Source organism: Frankia sp. CeTa3Moorea, from assembly GCF_978021225.1.
Genome location: NZ_CDXDOR010000117.1, coordinates 1 through 16,523, shown reverse-complemented (window position 1 = coordinate 16,523; position 16,523 = coordinate 1). Strand labels below are relative to the sequence as shown.

Here is a 16,523-nt window from a genome sequence, read left to right as displayed (position 1 = left end):
CCCCAGCTGAACAGCTACGAACTGCCGGATGCCGTGCTCCGCCGCCAGGACGCGGGCCATCCTGACCATGAAGTTCCGGTTGGCCCGCATGGACGTGGGCAGGTTGGGCATACTCCTGGTGAACTCCGCGGCCGCCGCCCGGTCTGCCGGGAAGTTTTCCTTGCCGCCGAGTATGTAGTCGTAGACCCGCGCCGAGTGCGGAACGTCGATCTTCAGGTCGACGTTCCGCGGCGCCCAGTCCGGCACCACCGAGCCGTAGGTCCACCCGGCGTCGTCACCTCCAGCCACGACTCCCCTATCTCTGACAGCGCCCATACACAGACACACTGATTATTCCTCCCAGACTCTCCCATGACCCCGTAATGGCGGCATCGGATGGGGTCGAGGAGTGACGTCCTCGGGGAGTGATGCGTCCTGGGATGCGGGGCATGCCTGGAGTGGAGTCCACGGACGTGCTGTACGAAGAGCGACGATCTAGCGACTCGCCGGACTCGCCCGAGCGAATTTTGGGGACCCGAGCACGGTTTGCAGCCCCTGGACCGTTCCTTGCTCCCCAGAATTCGGCCGCCCCCGGGTTCCGGGGGCGGCTACCGGATGGAGATCATCGTCTCGTGAGCACCGAGCTGATCGATCTGTCGGTACCTATCGTGACCGGCATGCCCGTCTACCCGGGGGATCCCGAGGTCGACGTGTCACCGGCACTGACCGCGGCCGAGTCCGGCGTCAACGTGCAGCGCCTGCACCTGGGATCACAGACGGGCACGCATGTCGACGCCCCCTTCCACACCGACGACTCGCTGCCCAGGCTCGACGAGGTTCCGCTACAACGTTTCACCGGACCCGCGGTTCTGCTGGATGCACGGGGCTACGGCCCACAGACGGCGATCGGCCCGGAGGTGCTGTCGGGCCCATTTACCCGCCCGTTTCCCCACGATGTCGTCGTCCTCATCGTCACAGGATGGTCCGTCCACTGGGGCCGCGACGGGTACCTACGACATCCCTATCTCGCGCCGGACACCGCGCGGGCCCTCGTCGACGCGGGTGTCCGGACGGTCGGTATCGATGCGCTCAGCGTTGATCGGACACCCGGACCGGGGCAGGATGTCAGTCTCGCGGCCCACCGGATTCTGGGTGGGGCCGGTGCCGTCATCGTAGAGAACCTGACCAGTCTCGATCGACTTCTCACCGCCCGGGCGAACGGGCGGCCCATCCACATCGCCCTGTTCCCGATTCCGCTCGCCGGAGCCGACGGTGCCCCGGTCCGGGCAGTCGCAAGCGTCGGCCCCGCGGATCAGCTCCCCACCGCGTGCCGTCGCAGCAGCGGGTCGAGTTCGCCGGACGTGTCCCCCACGACGTTCCCGCCCGCCGGTGACGCATCGGCCGTCGGCCCGGCCGGCGTCGCCGTACCCGAGGGCATGATCCCGGCGGGAGCCACCAGCCCACCGTGCGTCCCCGGGGGATTGACCTGCACCCGGCCGGGGCGTGAGGTGGTCGAGCGCGTGCCCACGCGGGGCGCGGGCCGGATGGCCGGCCGGGCCGAGGCCACGTCCCCACCGTCAACGCCGGCAACGCCGGCAACGCCGGCAACGCCGGCAACGCCGGTCTCGCCGTAGCCCGTCTCGGGGTACCCGGCGAACCGGGCGAGATCGTCCCCTTCCGCGTCCTCGTCCAGCCCCGGCTGGCCGGCCACCAGAGCGCCGAGGTCGATCGTCTCGGCGCCGGCGATCGCGAGCTCCTCGTCGGTGAGCTCCTCCACCGGCTGCTGACCAGCCCGCTCCGCCAGGGGGTCCGGTCCCGGCTGGCGCTGCCGGTAGGCGAAGGAGGACCCGATCGGGGGCCGCCGACGCCGGGCGGCCCGCTCGGCCTCGATCCGCCGGTCTACCGCCGCACGCGCGGCGGCCAGCCGCCGCGCGGTCTGCGCCGACCGGCGAAGATGAACGAGGTACGCGCCGAGTACGGCATCGACGAGGAACTGCCCGGCGATCCACAGCCCGCCGAGGACGGCGGCCAGCACGATGCTCACCGGAAGCAGGACGAGCAGGACGAGCAGGCGCTGCCGACGCACCCGCATCAGGGCGGCACGCTCGGCGTCCGCCCGGCGCTCGGGACCGCGCGGAGGAACATCCGCCCGCGGGTCGTCGGGGTGCGCACCCAACCACTGTGGGCGGTTGGGGCGTCCGTCCTCCGAGCCCCCGCCCTCCGGATCCTCGCCAGCAGACCCGCCGCCGGATAGCAGCGCGCCACCGGTCGAAGCGTCCTCGATGATCGGCATGCCGGACGCGATGGGCATCCCGGGGACGACCGGCTGCCCGCCGGGGGCTCCGGCCTCCCGGGACGGCCCGGCGGACACCGAATCCCCGAGCTCCGCGAGGTCGACCGGTCCATCGAATTCCGCGTGCGACATTCCCGTTCCTCCCGCGGTGAAGACGCCGTCATGATCGCCGCCGAAACGATCGACGACGGCATCGCCCCGGCCGGGTGGCCGTCGGGAGAGCACCCGCCTCGCAACCGTGAAACGCTCGGTGGACCGCTGCTGCGCCGTCGTGTCGTGACGGCGCAGCCACATCGGGATCAGCACGAATCCCCAGACCGCGACGATCGCCACCCAGATCAACGCGCTCATCGGACCACGCCTGCACGACCCTGGTCGATCCCATCATCGACCATCATGATCCCGCCCGCCCCCATCCTCCCACCCGATCCTGTGGTTACGTTGTCAATTTCGCGGGATCTGTGGTCTCCGTGGTGTTCACCGCTTCCGGGGAGAGGGAACACCACGGGAAACGTGTCCCACTCATCACCCACCGGACGCACACCATCCGCGGCGAGCGCGGCGGGCGCGGGCGCTCTGACCATGAGGAGCCTCTTCTCGACACCAACGATTGCGATTTCGTAGTCGACGCTAGTGAGCGAAATCCACGTGGTCACCGACCCGGAGCCCGCGTGTCGCATCCGCAACTGGATGGGTGATGGTGGATGTGTGGTCGTCAAAACGCACTGCGGACCCCTCAGGACCGCATCTGACCTATGGAAGCCCTTGTAGAGAACATCGACATCCGGTCAGGACCTTCGCTTTGTCACCGGATTGAGATCCGGAACGACGGGCGGTGACGAGAAGGGACTACGTCCGGTAACCGACACCGTCCCGGTGCCGGAGTGGAACGTGTCACGCGAGCCGTGGATCCAGGCATCGTTCTCAGGCGCGGCGGCACCGTCGGGCGCGACACCGTCGGGCGGCGCGGCGGCCGCTCAGGGCCGGCTGTACCGGGTCTCCCGCCAGCGGTGCACCAGGCCCTCGGGGACGTCCTCGGTCGTCAGCGCGAATCCGATGTGGTCGCGGTAGCGGCCGTCGATGGCGAGGAAGTGCCGGTGCAGCCCTTCCTCGCGGAAGCCGAGCTTCGCGAGCACCCGCCGGCTCGCGGCGTTCTCCGGGCGCACATTCGCTTCCACCCGGTGCAGCCCGACCGGCCCGAAACAGTGGTCGACGACGAGCGCGAGCGCGGTCGGTGTGATGCCTCGACCGGCGTACTCGCTGTCGATCCAATAGCCGACCTGAGCGCTGTTGAACGCCCCGCGCACGATCGTGGACACGGTCACCTGACCGACGAGCCGCCCCTCGAAGGTGACCGCGAACGGCAACGTGGCGCCGAGCCGGGCCTGCTGGCGCAGGCGGTGCCACATCTGACGGTAGATCGAGAGGGTCTGGCGCTGCGCCCAGGTCTCGCGGACCATCATCACTCCGGGTGGGGTCGCCTCCCACGGCGCCAGCCAGTCGGCGTTGCGCAGCCGCACCTCGACCCACGTGGAGGCGTCACGCAGACGAAGCGGCCGCGCCTGGACCCGTCCGTCGGTCAGGACTGCCGGCCAACCCGGAGCTCCCACCGTCGCGCCCTATCCGGCGTCGGCAGCATCGGCTGCGGCTGCGGCTGCGGCTGCGCCAGGGGCTGCGGCGGCTGTGGCGAGGCCCGCGGACCCCGCGGCCGGGTGCCCGTGGTCGTCGGCCCCGCGCAGCTGGGCGACGGCATGACCCACCACCCCGGCCAGCACGCCCAGCCCGTCGCGTACCCCACCGGTCGAGCCGGGAAGGTTCACCACCAGGGTGGCGGCGACGGTTCCGACGAGCCCGCGGGAGAGCACCGCCGCCGGCACGGTCTCCCGACCCGCCGCGCGCAGCGCCTCGGCAAGTCCGGGCACGGCCCGCTCGATCACCTCGCGCGTCGCCTCGGGGGTGACGTCGCGGGGACCGAGGCCGGTGCCACCGGTGCTCACCACCAGATCCACGCCGTCGGCGACGGCGGACCGCAGCGCCACGACGATCTCATCCCGCTCGTCCGGGACGATCGTCGCCGCGCCCACCTCGAAACCGAGTTCGACGAGCCCGGCGACGAGCAACGGGCCCGACCGGTCGGCATAGATCCCTCGGTACGCCCGGTCGGAGACGGTGATGACCCGGGCCCGGGCACCCGCGGGAAGGTGGCGCATGCCACTCATTCCGCGGACCCCGCGCCCGGCGGGGGGGCGGCAGGCCAGTCTCCGGAGCGTCCCCCGGTCTTCGCGATCACTCGCACCCCGGTCAGCTCCGCGGCGGGATCCACCGCCTTGACCATGTCGTGCAGCGTGAGCCCGGCGACGGCGACGGCGGTCAGCGCCTCCATCTCGACGCCGGTCCGGTCCGCCGTCCGGACGGTGGCCGTGATCGCCACACCGTCGTCCCGTACGTCCAGCTCGACCGTGACGCCGGAGATCGCGATGGGATGGCAGAGCGGAACGAGATCAGGCGTGCGCTTGGCCCCCATGATCCCCGCGACCCGGGCGACTGCGAGGGCGTCGCCCTTCGGTACCCCCTGCCCGCGCAGCAGCGCCACGACCTCGGGAATGACCCGCAGCATCCCGGTGGCGGTCGCGGTACGGGCAGTGACGTCCTTCGCCGACACGTCGACCATGCGGGCCGCGCCGCGGTCGTCGACGTGGGTGAGCCGGGCGGCGGTCACCAGGGCACCGATCCGGCGGCCCGGGCCGCGGCCGCGTCCCCCCGGCCGGCTTCAGCCCGCGAGCCGAGGTCCGGGGAAGCCAGGTCCGGGGCATCGACGTCCGCAGTGTCCGCAACCGCCCAGGCCATGCCGGAGAGAATGGCCCTCAATCCGTCCGGGAGCAACAACGCCGGCAGCCGGCTGCCCGCCGACACCTCGGTAACCTCCTCAGGGATGATCAGCAGCGCCTGCGCTCCCGCCAGCGAGGTGAGCTGATGTGACCCCTGCCCGCCGGCCAGATGGGCGACGGTGGCGGGTTCCAGGCGCCCGCCGTCCCCGCTCCGCTCCAGCCCCACCCGCAGGAAGGACCTCTTCCCGAGCGGGGAACGCAGGTCGGATCCGACGGTCACGACAATCCTCGGGAGCCCGGTGCCGGCGAGACCGCGCATCCGTTGCAGGGCCGGGCGGACGAACAGCTCGAACGAGACGAGGGCGCTGACCGGGTTCCCCGGCAACGTGAAGACCGGCACACCGTCGACCAGGCCGAAACCCTGCGGCTTGCCCGGCTGCATCGCGACCCGGTCGAACCGGACGGTCCCGGTCCGCGCGAGCACCTCCTTGACGACGTCGTACGCCCCGACGCTGACGCCACCGGTCGTCACCACGGCATCCACGTCGGGAAGCACCCCGTGCAGGGCGGCGGCGAAGGCGTCCGGCTCGTCGGGCACCCCGGCCAGGCGGCGTACCACTGCGCCGGCCTCCCGTGCCGCGGCGGCGATGCCATGGCTGTTCGAGTCGACGATCTGCCCGGCGCCCAGCGGTGTACCGACCTCGACGAGCTCGGTCCCGGTGGACAGCACCGCCACCCGCGGCCGGGGATGCACCGGCGGGCGGGCCACGTTGACCGCGGCGAGCAGGCTGATCTGCGCGGACCCGATGATCGTCCCGGCGGGGAGCACCAGGGCGCCCGGGGCGACGTCCTCCCCCGTCCGGCGGATGTGCAGGCCACGGCGCGGCGCCCGCTGGACCGCGACGGTCTGGCAGCCACCGTCGGTCCACTCGAGCTGGACGACCGTATCCGCTCCCGGGGGCAGCGGGGCCCCGGTCATGATGCGTACCGCGGCGCCGGGGACCAGCGCGGCCGGCGAACCCGGACCCGCGGGGACGTCGCCGATGACCGGCAGGGAGACGGGAGTGGCCGCCGACGCCTCGGCCACGTCGGCGGCCCGGACGGCGTACCCGTCCATGGCCGAGTTGTCGAACCCGGGAAGCGCGACCGTCGCCCGGACGTCCGCGGCGAGCACGCATCCGTGCGCCTCGTCCAGCCTGGCCTGCCGAGCGCGGGTCGGCCGCACCGTCGCCAGGATCCGCTCGAGGTGTTCATCCACCGAAGTCATGGGCGCCCGTCCATTTCTCTGCCCTTCGATGCACCACCCGTCGCGCGCCGGGTCCGGCATCACCCAGGCTACGGCCGTCGAAGCCCGGGCACCTCTTACCCGCAGTTACCTTCGGGTACCTCCAGCGGTCGGGACGGGGCGCATCCGCTCCGGGCCTCCCGGTCCGAACGGCGTGCCGCGACCGCCGGGCGCTGGCCGGTTCCAGGAGCGTTCCGGTCCTTGCCGGAGTCGTCGCCGGAGCCGTCAAGGCCTACCCGAAGAGAAGCCAGCACATCCCAAGACCCTCAAGCGATGAAGCGGATAAATTTGAAAAATATGGATAAATTAGGATAATGCTGCCTTCGGGCCGCCGGACGCGACATACTCCTCGATCCACGGGTACAGCTCGGGGCCAAGGTCGGCGCGCTCGCACGCGAGCCGGATGACGGCCTTCAGGTAGTCCACCCGGTCGCCGGTGTCGTACCGCCGACCCGTGAAGATCACCCCGTGCACGGGCTCAGCGGCAGTGTCGCTGTCGGTGTCCCCCGCGGCACCGGCCGGTTCGACCGCCCGTAGCGCCAGGATCCGCAGGGCGTCGGTGAGCTGGATCTCCCCGCCCCGTCCCGGCTCGGTCCGCCGCAGGACATCGAAGATCGTCGGCGAGAGGATGTACCGCCCGATGATCGCCAGATTGCTCGGAGCCTGCGCGACCGGTGGCTTCTCGACCAGGTCACGGATCCGCACGATCCCGTACCGGTCGTCGGTACCGGTGCCGGTACCAGTGCCGATGGACTCCACCGTGGCGACGCCGTAGAGGGAGACCTGGTCCTCGGGCACCTCCATCAGGGCGATGACGCTGCCCCCGAAGCGGCGCTGCACGGCAAGCATCTCCTCGAGCAGCAGGTCCCGCTCGTCGATGAGATCGTCACCGAGGAGGACGGCGAACGGCTCGTTCCCCACGTGCGCCGCCGCGCAGAGCACGGCATGACCGAGCCCACGCGGCGACTGCTGGCGGACCGAGTGGACCTCGGCCAGTTCCGCCGACGCCCGGACCCGACGGAGACGAAGATCGTCGCCCTTCCGTTCGAGGGCCGCCTCGATGTCCGCCTCACGATCGAAATGATCCTCGATCGCCTTTTTCGTGCGGCTTGTGACAAGCAGGACATCACGCAGACCGGCGCGGGACGCCTCCTCGACGACGTATTCGATAGCCGGCCTGTCGACGACCGGCAGCATCTCCTTGGGGACGGCCTTCGTCGCCGGCAGGAAGCGGGTCCCCAGACCCGCGGCTGGAATTACCGCCTTCGTTACTGGCATAGCCGAAACCTTAGTCGGGTCCGTGGCCACGGGCACCGCCCACGGCCCCGGCACAGGCAATGCACAGCTCACGGCGGCCGCCGGTCCCGCCCGCCGCTCGCCCGGACGTGCGCCGCGGGTCCGAGAACGAGCCCGCGGCACCTCATGCCACCCGATCCACCACCGACAACACCCCTACCAGTAACTGGCAACACCTCTACCAACCGACAACATCACTACTAGTGACTATAAATACCACAATTTGTAACCTGAGAACCCTCCACCCAACATCACGCCCACGTTCACGTGTCGTATGCTGCGGCAACCCGCCCGCTGGCGGCCAACCTGCGGGAGGCTGTCAGTGTGCAGTGGAATGACCGGCCTCCGGATGATCTCAACGAAGAGCTCACCGTCGAGCTGACGATCCGTCCGCATCCCGGACCGGTGTCCGAACTCGGGAGTCGGCCAGCGGACCCGGGGCGTGCCCGCCCCCGTCACGGCGGTGTCGACCGAACCCCCGGCGGCCGCCCCGAGGCCGGCGAGGCCAAGGCTCGCCTGCGGGCCCGGCTGCTGATACAGCGCCGCGCATCCGCGGCCCTACGTCGGAGCTCGCTGTCCAGGTCGGATGCGTCCCGACTGGCCAACCGCATCCAGCGGCTGCCCGAGGTGGAGGCCGCGCGGTGCGTGGCGGCGTATGTGGGGCTGCCCGGCGAGCCGGACACCGCCGAGCTGCTTGATCGACTGCTGGCTCGCGGGGTGCGGGTGCTGTTGCCCGCCCTGCGCGCCGATCTCGATCTGGACTTCCGGGAGCACGTCGGAACACTGGTGCCTGGCGCGCTGGGTACCCGCGAACCACCGGCGGCGGCACCCCGCGGGGTTCTCGCCGAGGCCGACGTGGTGATCATCCCGGCGCTCGCGGTCGACCGGGCGGGCCGGCGTCTGGGGCACGGTGGGGGCTCCTATGACCGGGTGCTGGCCCGGGTGGGCGCCGACGTTCCGGTGATCGCCGTCCTGCACGACCAAGAGGTTCTGGATGAGGTCCCCACGGAGTCCCACGATCACAACGTAAAGATCATCATCACGCCGAGTCGTACGCTACGGTGCGAACCAACCGACGGCACCGGGGAACATCTCGGGCCCTCTACAAGCTAAAGTTGGCAGTCTCCACGTCAGAGTGCCAACTCCGGGAGGAGCACGTGCCTACCTACCAGTACCGCTGCACCGACTGCGGGCGTGACCTTGAGGTCGTACAGAGCTTCAGCGACGTATCACTGACGGAGTGCCCAGCCTGCGCCGGGCGACTTCGTAAAGTGTTCGGTTCGGTGGGCGTGGTGTTCAAGGGCAGCGGCTTCTACAAGAACGACAGCCGGTCCAACTCCTCCGGCGGGTCCGCGCAGCACCGTCCCAAGGACATCGGTGACGCCACGGCCACGAGCAGCGGCAGCGAGGCGACATCCGGAGGGAGCACCAACAGCTCCGCCAGCTCGGACTCGTCGTCCTCGACCTCGTCGGGCGGCACCGCCACGGCTTCCTCGACGACGTCGACTCCGGCCTCCAGCACCGCGGCGGCCTGACCAGCCGCTGGATCCGCCCAAGGCGTCCGGGCGTCTCGGCCTGGACGCCTTGGGCATGCCCGGGCACGGAGTACCCAGCTCCTCCCCGCCGCGGCTCACCCACCGACCCCCGGATGCGGTGACCGGGAGATGCCGGAGAGGGTTTCCAGATCTTGCGTCACACCATGGCCTTGGAAGCCATCTCTTCATGCCCGGCTACAGCCAGCTCAGAGTTCGGACTTACTCATCTAACGGAAGCCCTTCCGCCCCACTGGCGGCGATTTCTGGCCGCCCTGGACCGGCCGCGCCACCGGACGGCCCGGAGCCCTGGTGCCGGCCAGATCTGACCTGATGCGGTGACCTCGGCCGATGGCCGGGACGCCTACTGTTTGCGCCGCCGATAGTGCTCCACGATCCAGGCGTCTACCTCTCGCTTGCGCCAAACCCGGGTGCCTTTGGCACCGCTACCCATCGGCGCGTTGATGACCTGCAAGGGCGCCGGAAACCGGGAGTCCTTGCGTGTCCAGTAGTCCACCGCCTGGCGAGTGATCTTGAGTTGGAACGCGATGTCCCCGATGCCGACCAACTGCTCACCGTCGTCCACGCGGAACATCGTAACCACTTTGCTCTTCCTCAAGAACCTCGCTAGGGTCTAATTTGCTGAGCAGCAAATAGACGGAGGAGGAAACCATGCCCCCCACCCCTCGCCGCCTGGATGAGGTCCGGGCCCTGTTAGACCGGGACGAGGACTACGACGAAGATCCGGTCGGCGATCCACCGATCACGGTGCGCCGCTACCGGGCGTCGATACGGGCGGTTCTGGCCGCCCGGGTGCCGGAGCCCGGGATACTTGCTTCTGCCTGGTCCCAGCGGGAGACGGATGCCTTCCTGGCGGGAAGTCGAGCGACCCTGCGCCTAGTCGTCGAGATAATCGGGCACGCCTTGGCGGCGGCACCCAGTCGAGACGGCAGCGGCGGCGTAGATTGACCGGCGGCGAGCGGGCGGCCGAGCGGCCGGGTGGCCGCCCGCTCGGGTAGCATGCCGGCGGCCATCGGGAGTAATAAGCACACTCCGGGCAGCCCGCCGAACAACGGCCGGCCCTAACCCGTACCCGGCCGGAGTCCGATCCGGCATCCAATCCTGCAAACGATTCACCCGAAGCACTGTCGGGATCGCGACACCAGACCGCGACAGCAGACCGTATCCCGCGCCGGAACCTCGGTTGCGAACAATCTGCGCCACACGAGGGGAAGATCATGGGCGCTACAGAGCCGCGCGACGACGAGCTGTTCGACGACGAACGCGAGATCGGTTGGGGTGACGAGTCATTGTCCGAGGACGAGGACCCGGACATCGAACGGCTCCTCGCCGATCTTCCACCGCACCACGTCGACCGCTGATCCGGCGGCGAACCCACTCGTCACCACCAACCCCCGCCACCAGGGCGAGAAAGTGCACCACTCGGCACTTTCCAGGCGCAATTATGAGGCGCCGGGTGCGGTTTGCCCGGAATGATCCGTGCCGGGTACCCGTCCAGCGGGGCGGCATCTGCGCAGTTAGGCAGGACGTGGACGGGCAACCCGAACCTGTCCTGGAGGACCCGCGCCACTGATACCGCACGGGCGGAGAATTCTCACCCACGGTGATGATCGTGGTACCTGTCACCGCCGGGAGGAGCATCGGTTCGAATTCCAGTCAGCGGTTGGCGCCGCTATCTCACCGAATCCCAATCCGACGACCGGCACCGGCCCGGGTACCGTAGGGGGGTACCCGGACGGGAAGGCGCGATGGATGCACGGCTACACCAACACCAAGGACGATTACACCGCTCGGCTTCGCCGCATCGAAGGCCAGGTCCGGGGGCTACAGCGCATGATTGCCGAGGACAAGTACTGTATCGACATCCTCACCCAGGTCTCGGCGGCGACCCGGGCGTTGCAGTCGGTCGCCCTCGGGCTCCTCGAGGACCATCTGGCGCACTGCGTGACGCACGCCGCCGCCGAGGGCGGTCCGGTGGCCGACGAGAAGATCCGGGAGGCGTCGGCCGCGATCGCGCGGCTCGTTCGGTCCTGACTACGGCGGTTCTGGTGAAGGCGGTTCCGGTAAGACGACGGACATCGCTCTCGAGGTTCGTCGAGGTCCCGGGGTCGGGTGCTGCGCCGGTCATCCTCGCCTGTTCACCGTCACGGAATATGCCTCCTGGATCTCGCAGGTTACGCCAGATGCCGGCCCCGGACCGGGCCGTCCGGATGGCGTCGGCCGGGTAGCGTCGGCCGGGTGACGAGCGAGACCGACGGCACCGCGGTGCCCGCCGACGGTGCGGTCGACCGCACCGCGTCGGTGCAACGGATCTGGCTGGACGACCGGTCCTGGGCCGACGTCACGCGCGGATGGCTACGCGGCGCCGACCAGCTATACGAGACCCTGCATGCCGAGATCCCCTGGCGACAGGGAACCATGTGGCGTTACGAACGCCACGTCACCGAACCACGGATGAGCGCCTGGATCCCGCGGGGTCAGCCGGTCGCCTTTCCCGCCCTGCTCGACGCCTACCGGACCCTGCGGCGGACCTACGGCGTGGAGTTCGACGGCTTTGGCCTGTCGCTGTACCGGGACGGAGCCGACGGCGTCGCCTTCCACCGGGACCGCGAGATGCGCTGGCTCGACGACACGGTGATCGCCATCCTCACCCTCGGTGCCCGGCGACCGTTCCTGATCAAGTCCCGCCACCTGCCGCCCGGCCGACGGATCCTCGACGACCCGGAGGCATCCGGCGCTCGCGACCTCTCCCCGGCCGGCGGTGATCTGATCGTGCTGGGAGGTCGGGCCCAGGCCGACTGGCTGCACGCGGTGCCCAGGGTCCGGGAGCACGTCGCCGGACGCATCTCGGTCCAGTGGCGATGGACGTCCCGGACGGGCCGCCCGGAACAGGGCCCCGGTTACGGCGCCGCGCGCCACTTCTCGCGATAGCCGGCCGGGTCAGTCACAGGGCGGGTCGTAGCGCCGGTGACCGAGGTAGGTCCGCCACTGCTCCCGATTGATGCGGCCCTCGGCCCTGGCACAGATCTCGTCCTCGGCCGCGAGCAGGTCGAGCTGCCAGAGACGGACGGCGTCACCGGCCACGCCGGCGAGGACGCCCTCATGTCCCAGAGGTCCGAAGACCGTCGCCGTCGGCGCGGTGCCGACCGGCAGGGTGGCCCGCTGCACCGGCCGGGACGGTGAGCGCATGTCCCAGAGGGTCACCTGACCGGCCGGGGTACTGACAGCGAGGACCCGCCCGTCGGCGGAGAGCGCGATCGAACCGGCCTGGCCCGGTCGGCTCGCGATGGCGGTGAGGCGGTGCAGTCCCCGGGGGCTGTCCAGCCCATAGATCTCCGTCAACGAGCCGCCGTCGGAGGTACTCGCCACAGCGAGCCACCGGCCGTCCGGGCTGGCGAGGAGCTTGCGGACAGTGGCGGCCGCGGTCAGGTGGGCCCGGCGGCGCGGTTGCCCGGCAGCGGTCACATCCCAGACGGAGAGATGGCCTGCCCCCCCGACGGCGAGCGAGTCGCCGTCGGGCGTGAAGGCGAGGCTGGTGACCTCCGCCGGCTGGGGCAGTTCGGCGAGGGCGCGAGGATTCCGCGGGTGGCTGATGTCCCAGAGACGGACGACGCGATCGGCACCCGCCGAGGCCAGGGTCCGGCCATCCGCGCTCACCGCGACGCTCGCCACCGTACCCGTGTGTCCCCGCAACTCGGCGAGCAGACTCACTCGCTGACCGATTTTGATCGCCGACTGAAGGTCACCGTCGTCCGTGAGCCCGGGCTGGGCCAGCCGCCATAACCGGATCACCCGGTCCGTCCCCGCCGTCACCATGGTCGTGGACGCCCGCACCCCCATGGCTGGACCGGATGCGGGTACCAGCGCGACGGCGAGCAGGCCCTTCACCATTGCCGCCGGGGCGATCCCGGCCGCGAGGGGGCTGCGATCTCCCGTGGCTGCGGCCACCGCGGGCAGGTCGGTAACGTGACGCACCCGGCCAGGACCGATGATGCTCCACACCGACCCGCCGAAGTCACCGATGATAATTAGATATCGACCATCCGGGGTGATCAGCAGATCGCGGATCGCTCCCGTCGCCGGCCCGATCTGCCGGACGCTCGCATTGACCAGCGCCTCCGCCGCGGCCGAGGTCGGAGCCGTGCGGTAGGCCGAGACGGCGAGTTGACCGGCGAGATCCGGTTCCCGGTCGAGAAGGCGCATCGCGCCACGGGCCGCCTCGCGCGACGTGGCCGCCGCGCTGCGCTCCCGCAGCGTATCGACGATCACAACGGTCGGGAGGACGAGCACCGAGGCCGCCACGCCAATCGAGAGCACGCGTCGGAGCCACCCGCGGTCCAGGTGATCCCGCGGTGACGATGATGACGATAAGGCGGAGACGTTCCCGGTTTTCTCCTGGACGTGGCTTGCGCGCGCGCTCGCGGCCGCGGTGGGCTGTGGGGCAGGCGCACCGGCCACGGAGGCCGACGGACCGGGAGACGACGGACGCATCCGCGGCTCTGCTCCGGTACGGACGGCGCTGAGGGCGACCGCGGCGGCCGGCGGGACGGCCGTGATCTCCGCGGCCGGCCCGGCCCCACGCACCGCCCTGGTCTCGAGCACGGCCTCAGTCTCGGCCTCGAGCACGGCCTCGGCCTCGGTCTCGATCTCGGTCTCGATCTCGATCTCGGTCTCGGTCTCAAGCACGATCTCGAGGCCGTGTATGGCACCGATGGCAGGGGCAGCGAGGTCGCTCGTGCCTACGACCTCCGGTTTCGACTCGGACTCGGCCGCCCGCCTCGTCCGCACCGGGACCGGCGTCTCGATGACACCCGCCGGCAGGGCGAGACGCCGGGTGGGCTCGACCGCAGGCTCCGCCTCGCTGCTTCGTGTCGGATGGGCCACCAGCTGTTCGAGCAGTTCGGCCGCGGCCGGCCGGCGCTTCGGGTCCTTGCGCATCGCCGCCGCGACCAGCTCGCGCAGCTCCGGACTGAACACGGACAGGTCGGGTTCCGCGTAGACGGCCCGCTGCAGCAGGACCCGGGGCGTTCCGGCACCGAATGGCGGCCGGCCGGTCACGGCGAATAACAGCACGCTGCCCCAGGTAAAGACATCCGATGCGACGGTGGCGGTCTGTCCGAGAACCTGTTCGGGCGTTATGAACGCAAGTGTGCCGATACCGGACGGCGGTCCGCCCGGATTATTCATGCTTACCGCATTCATCGCTCGGAAGAGCCCGAAGTCAATCAGCCGCAGCCTCCGCTCGGAAAGAACCACATTGATAGGCTTCAGATCGCCGAGGAAAATTTCCGATTCGTGCAGTGCGGCCAGAGCCGTCGCCAGCCCGACGGCGAGCCGGTGGGTGTCCGGTCCGGACAACGCTCCGCCGTCGGCGACGGTTGCGGCGAGAGTCGGGGCGTCGATGAACTCCGCGACGACGTAGGGGGGGCGAGCGCCCGTGTCGAGGTCGAGGATGGCGGCGAGGCAGGACGGCGCCAACCGGCGGATGTTGTCGAGGTCGACGCGCAGGCGCCGACGGAACTCTGTGTCCCGCCCGAAGGGCGCGGTGATCGTCTTGACGAGGACCGGACGCGCCTCGCCGTTACGTGCAAGAAACACCGGTCCTGTCCTGGCGTCGACCAGCTTCCGTTCAACTGTATACGGACCGATAGCCTGGAGATCAGTCCCAGTGAGCCCAGGGAGGTTGCGCCGGGATATCGCCATATGACGAAACCTCCTACGACTACACAAACCGGCCGTGCCGGCACGGCGGCGGATCTGGTCGACAAATTCATGTTATCGGCGCGGGCCATGGGCCGGGCGCCCCCTTGTAGTGGTCGAGCAGCCGCACCCACGCCATCCCGCATAATGCTGGCGGGAGGCCGGATGCCCGCCGGCGGGCGCCGGCCGGCGCCGTGGACGATCAGGCGTTCGTCGGCCGAGCGAAGGGCTGCAACCGAGCGACGAGTCCGCGGACCTCGGCCCCGGCCGCCGCGAGGGTCTCCTCGGCGGAGCTGCGACCGCTGCCCTCCAACAGGACGTCCAACGCGATCAGCCGCTCCGCGATCTCCGTCATCAAATCAAAGTCGCGAACACGCTGGTGGACCAGCTCGGCCAGCCGCTCGTTCTTCTCGAACAGCTCGACGAAGACGCTGACCTTGGCCCGGAGCAACCAGGGGTCGAAAGGCTTCGCGATGTAGTCGACCGCGCCGACAGCGTAGCCGCGGAACGCGTGGTGCGGCTCGCGGTCGATCGCCGTCAGAAAGATGATCGGAGTGTCTCGGGTACGCCCCCGCTGCTTGATCCGGTGCGCTGTCTCGAAACCGTCCATCCCCGGCATCTGGACGTCCAGCAGGATCACCGCGAAGTCGTCCACCAGAAGACGCTTGAGAGCTTCCTCACCCGACGACGCCGTGACGAGATCCTGATCCAGCGAGGCGAGAATCGCCTCCAAGGCCATCAGGTTGTCCGCTCGATCGTCGACCAGCAGGATCTTGCTGCGGGGCCGTTCCGTGCTCGGCCCACCTTCGCCGTCGACGGAACCGCCGGTCCGCTCGGTCACCCGCCTGCCTCCTCCTTCGCGATCGCCCTACCGACCCGTGGTGGGCGTCGCCACCCCTCCACGATCACTGATCGCTCCCGACGGCATCTCACCGCCCCACCGATAGCCACCCGATGCGCACCATACGCGATCTGATCAATACAGATACGACCGCATCACCCCGAGGAGATGGTCCAGATCCACGGGCTTGGTGATGTAGTCGGTGGCCCCGGCGGTGATGCTCTTCTCCCGGTCTCCCGGCATGGCCTTGGCAGTCAGCACCAAGATCGGCAGATCCGCGAACGCCGGCATGTCACGGATCATCGAGGTCGTTTCATTGCCGTCCATGCCCGGCAACATCACATCCATCAGCACGAGGTGCACGGGCGGGGTGTCCTGCTGCAGCATACGGATCGCATCATGACCGTTGTCGGCGTAGAGGACCCGCATTCCGTACATCTCCAGCGCACTGGTGAGCGCGAAGACGTTGCGGACGTCGTCGTCGACGACCAGCACCGTGGCACCGACCAGGGGATCGGATCCTTCCGATCCCTCGGTCAGCGGGCGGCTGGCGGACTCGGTGGACTCGGTGGACTCGGTGGACTCGGTGAGGAACGGAGTCCCCACCGTGACGGGCTCGCTCGGCCGCCAGCCCGAGGTGAAGGCCGCCGAGCCCTCCGCCGGCCCGCCGGCCGCGGCGGACCAGTGGGCGCTGCCGATTCCACCCGTGCCCCCGTGCCCGGCGGTTCCCCCCGCGCCGGACCCGGAA

Annotated in this window: 17 protein-coding genes and 2 pseudogenes; 7 read left to right on the top strand and 12 right to left on the bottom strand. The window is 70.0% G+C overall.

Annotation, left to right across the window (positions count from 1 at the left end):
* Window positions 1-288: SAM-dependent methyltransferase (locus AC08OV_RS18210; protein WP_476619995.1), on the bottom strand; the 288-nt coding region annotated here is incomplete at its 3' end.
* Between the two features lie 119 nt (window positions 289-407).
* On the opposite strand from AC08OV_RS18210, the pseudogene AC08OV_RS18205 reads away from it, so the two are divergent.
* Window positions 408-1,070: pseudogene (locus tag AC08OV_RS18205) on the top strand (cyclase family protein); the annotation flags it as partial.
* Window positions 1,071-1,291: 221 nt separating this feature from the next.
* Here AC08OV_RS18205 and AC08OV_RS18200 read toward each other — a convergent pair.
* The 6 genes from AC08OV_RS18200 to AC08OV_RS18175 form a co-directional block, all read right to left on the bottom strand.
* Window positions 1,292-2,623: a hypothetical protein gene (locus tag AC08OV_RS18200; RefSeq protein ID WP_476619994.1), complete on the bottom strand. Its 1,332-nt coding sequence runs from the start codon at window positions 2,621-2,623 to the stop codon at window positions 1,292-1,294.
* 626 nt (window positions 2,624-3,249) lie between these two features.
* Entirely contained in the window at window positions 3,250-3,882 is a 633-nt protein-coding gene (locus AC08OV_RS18195) for a GNAT family N-acetyltransferase (RefSeq protein ID WP_476602044.1), read from the bottom strand.
* Between the two features lie 9 nt (window positions 3,883-3,891).
* Window positions 3,892-4,491, bottom strand: a complete 600-nt coding sequence (locus AC08OV_RS18190) for a MogA/MoaB family molybdenum cofactor biosynthesis protein (protein ID WP_476619993.1) — start codon at window positions 4,489-4,491, stop codon at window positions 3,892-3,894.
* Complete coding sequence (gene moaC, locus AC08OV_RS18185) at window positions 4,488-4,991, bottom strand: cyclic pyranopterin monophosphate synthase MoaC (RefSeq protein WP_462203809.1); 504 nt, start codon at window positions 4,989-4,991, stop codon at window positions 4,488-4,490. The genes AC08OV_RS18190 and moaC overlap by 4 nt, the downstream gene beginning before the upstream one ends.
* Window positions 4,988-6,367, bottom strand: a complete 1,380-nt coding sequence (glp, locus tag AC08OV_RS18180) for a molybdotransferase-like divisome protein Glp (protein ID WP_476614011.1) — start codon at window positions 6,365-6,367, stop codon at window positions 4,988-4,990. Before glp ends, moaC begins: the two co-directional genes overlap by 4 nt.
* Window positions 6,368-6,691: 324 nt before the next feature.
* A complete protein-coding gene (locus AC08OV_RS18175; RefSeq protein ID WP_476614010.1) occupies window positions 6,692-7,663 on the bottom strand; it encodes a UTP--glucose-1-phosphate uridylyltransferase in 972 nt (323 codons plus the stop codon).
* Between the two features lie 342 nt (window positions 7,664-8,005).
* Between AC08OV_RS18175 and AC08OV_RS18170 the strand changes: the two genes are divergently transcribed.
* Together AC08OV_RS18170 and AC08OV_RS18165 are read left to right on the top strand one after the other, a co-directional pair.
* Complete coding sequence (locus AC08OV_RS18170) at window positions 8,006-8,794, top strand: 5-formyltetrahydrofolate cyclo-ligase (protein WP_476619992.1); 789 nt, start codon at window positions 8,006-8,008, stop codon at window positions 8,792-8,794.
* A pseudogene (locus tag AC08OV_RS18165) lies at window positions 8,743-8,931 on the top strand (FmdB family zinc ribbon protein); the annotation flags it as partial. The gene AC08OV_RS18170 and the pseudogene AC08OV_RS18165, both read left to right, overlap by 52 nt.
* Window positions 8,932-8,993: 62 nt before the next feature.
* Here AC08OV_RS18165 and AC08OV_RS18160 read toward each other — a convergent pair.
* Entirely contained in the window at window positions 8,994-9,203 is a 210-nt protein-coding gene (locus AC08OV_RS18160) for a hypothetical protein (RefSeq protein WP_476614008.1), read from the bottom strand.
* A gap of 374 nt (window positions 9,204-9,577) precedes the next feature.
* On the bottom strand, window positions 9,578-9,808 hold the full coding sequence (locus AC08OV_RS18155; protein ID WP_173645797.1) for a hypothetical protein: 231 nt from the start codon (window positions 9,806-9,808) through the stop codon (window positions 9,578-9,580).
* A gap of 77 nt (window positions 9,809-9,885) precedes the next feature.
* Between AC08OV_RS18155 and AC08OV_RS18150 the strand changes: the two genes are divergently transcribed.
* The 4 genes from AC08OV_RS18150 (at window position 9,886) to AC08OV_RS18135 (ending at window position 12,165) form a co-directional block, all read left to right on the top strand.
* Window positions 9,886-10,182 (top strand): hypothetical protein, encoded by a 297-nt coding sequence (locus AC08OV_RS18150; protein ID WP_476614007.1) that lies wholly within the window; start codon window positions 9,886-9,888, stop codon window positions 10,180-10,182.
* A 269-nt stretch (window positions 10,183-10,451) separates the two neighbouring features.
* Window positions 10,452-10,595: a hypothetical protein gene (locus AC08OV_RS18145; protein WP_476614006.1), complete on the top strand. Its 144-nt coding sequence runs from the start codon at window positions 10,452-10,454 to the stop codon at window positions 10,593-10,595.
* Window positions 10,596-10,986: 391 nt separating this feature from the next.
* Window positions 10,987-11,268 (top strand): metal-sensitive transcriptional regulator, encoded by a 282-nt coding sequence (locus AC08OV_RS18140; protein WP_462187547.1) that lies wholly within the window; start codon window positions 10,987-10,989, stop codon window positions 11,266-11,268.
* A gap of 204 nt (window positions 11,269-11,472) precedes the next feature.
* Entirely contained in the window at window positions 11,473-12,165 is a 693-nt protein-coding gene (locus AC08OV_RS18135; protein WP_462187546.1) for an alpha-ketoglutarate-dependent dioxygenase AlkB, read from the top strand.
* 9 nt (window positions 12,166-12,174) lie between these two features.
* Here AC08OV_RS18135 and AC08OV_RS18130 read toward each other — a convergent pair whose 3' ends face one another.
* From AC08OV_RS18130 to AC08OV_RS18120, 3 genes are all read right to left on the bottom strand, one after another.
* On the bottom strand, window positions 12,175-14,832 hold the full coding sequence (locus tag AC08OV_RS18130; RefSeq protein WP_476614005.1) for a WD40 repeat domain-containing serine/threonine protein kinase: 2,658 nt from the start codon (window positions 14,830-14,832) through the stop codon (window positions 12,175-12,177).
* Between the two features lie 304 nt (window positions 14,833-15,136).
* Window positions 15,137-15,775, bottom strand: a complete 639-nt coding sequence (locus AC08OV_RS18125) for a response regulator (RefSeq protein WP_476614004.1) — start codon at window positions 15,773-15,775, stop codon at window positions 15,137-15,139.
* A gap of 135 nt (window positions 15,776-15,910) precedes the next feature.
* The coding region (locus tag AC08OV_RS18120; protein WP_476619991.1) for a response regulator at window positions 15,911-16,523 on the bottom strand (613 nt) is incomplete at its 5' end.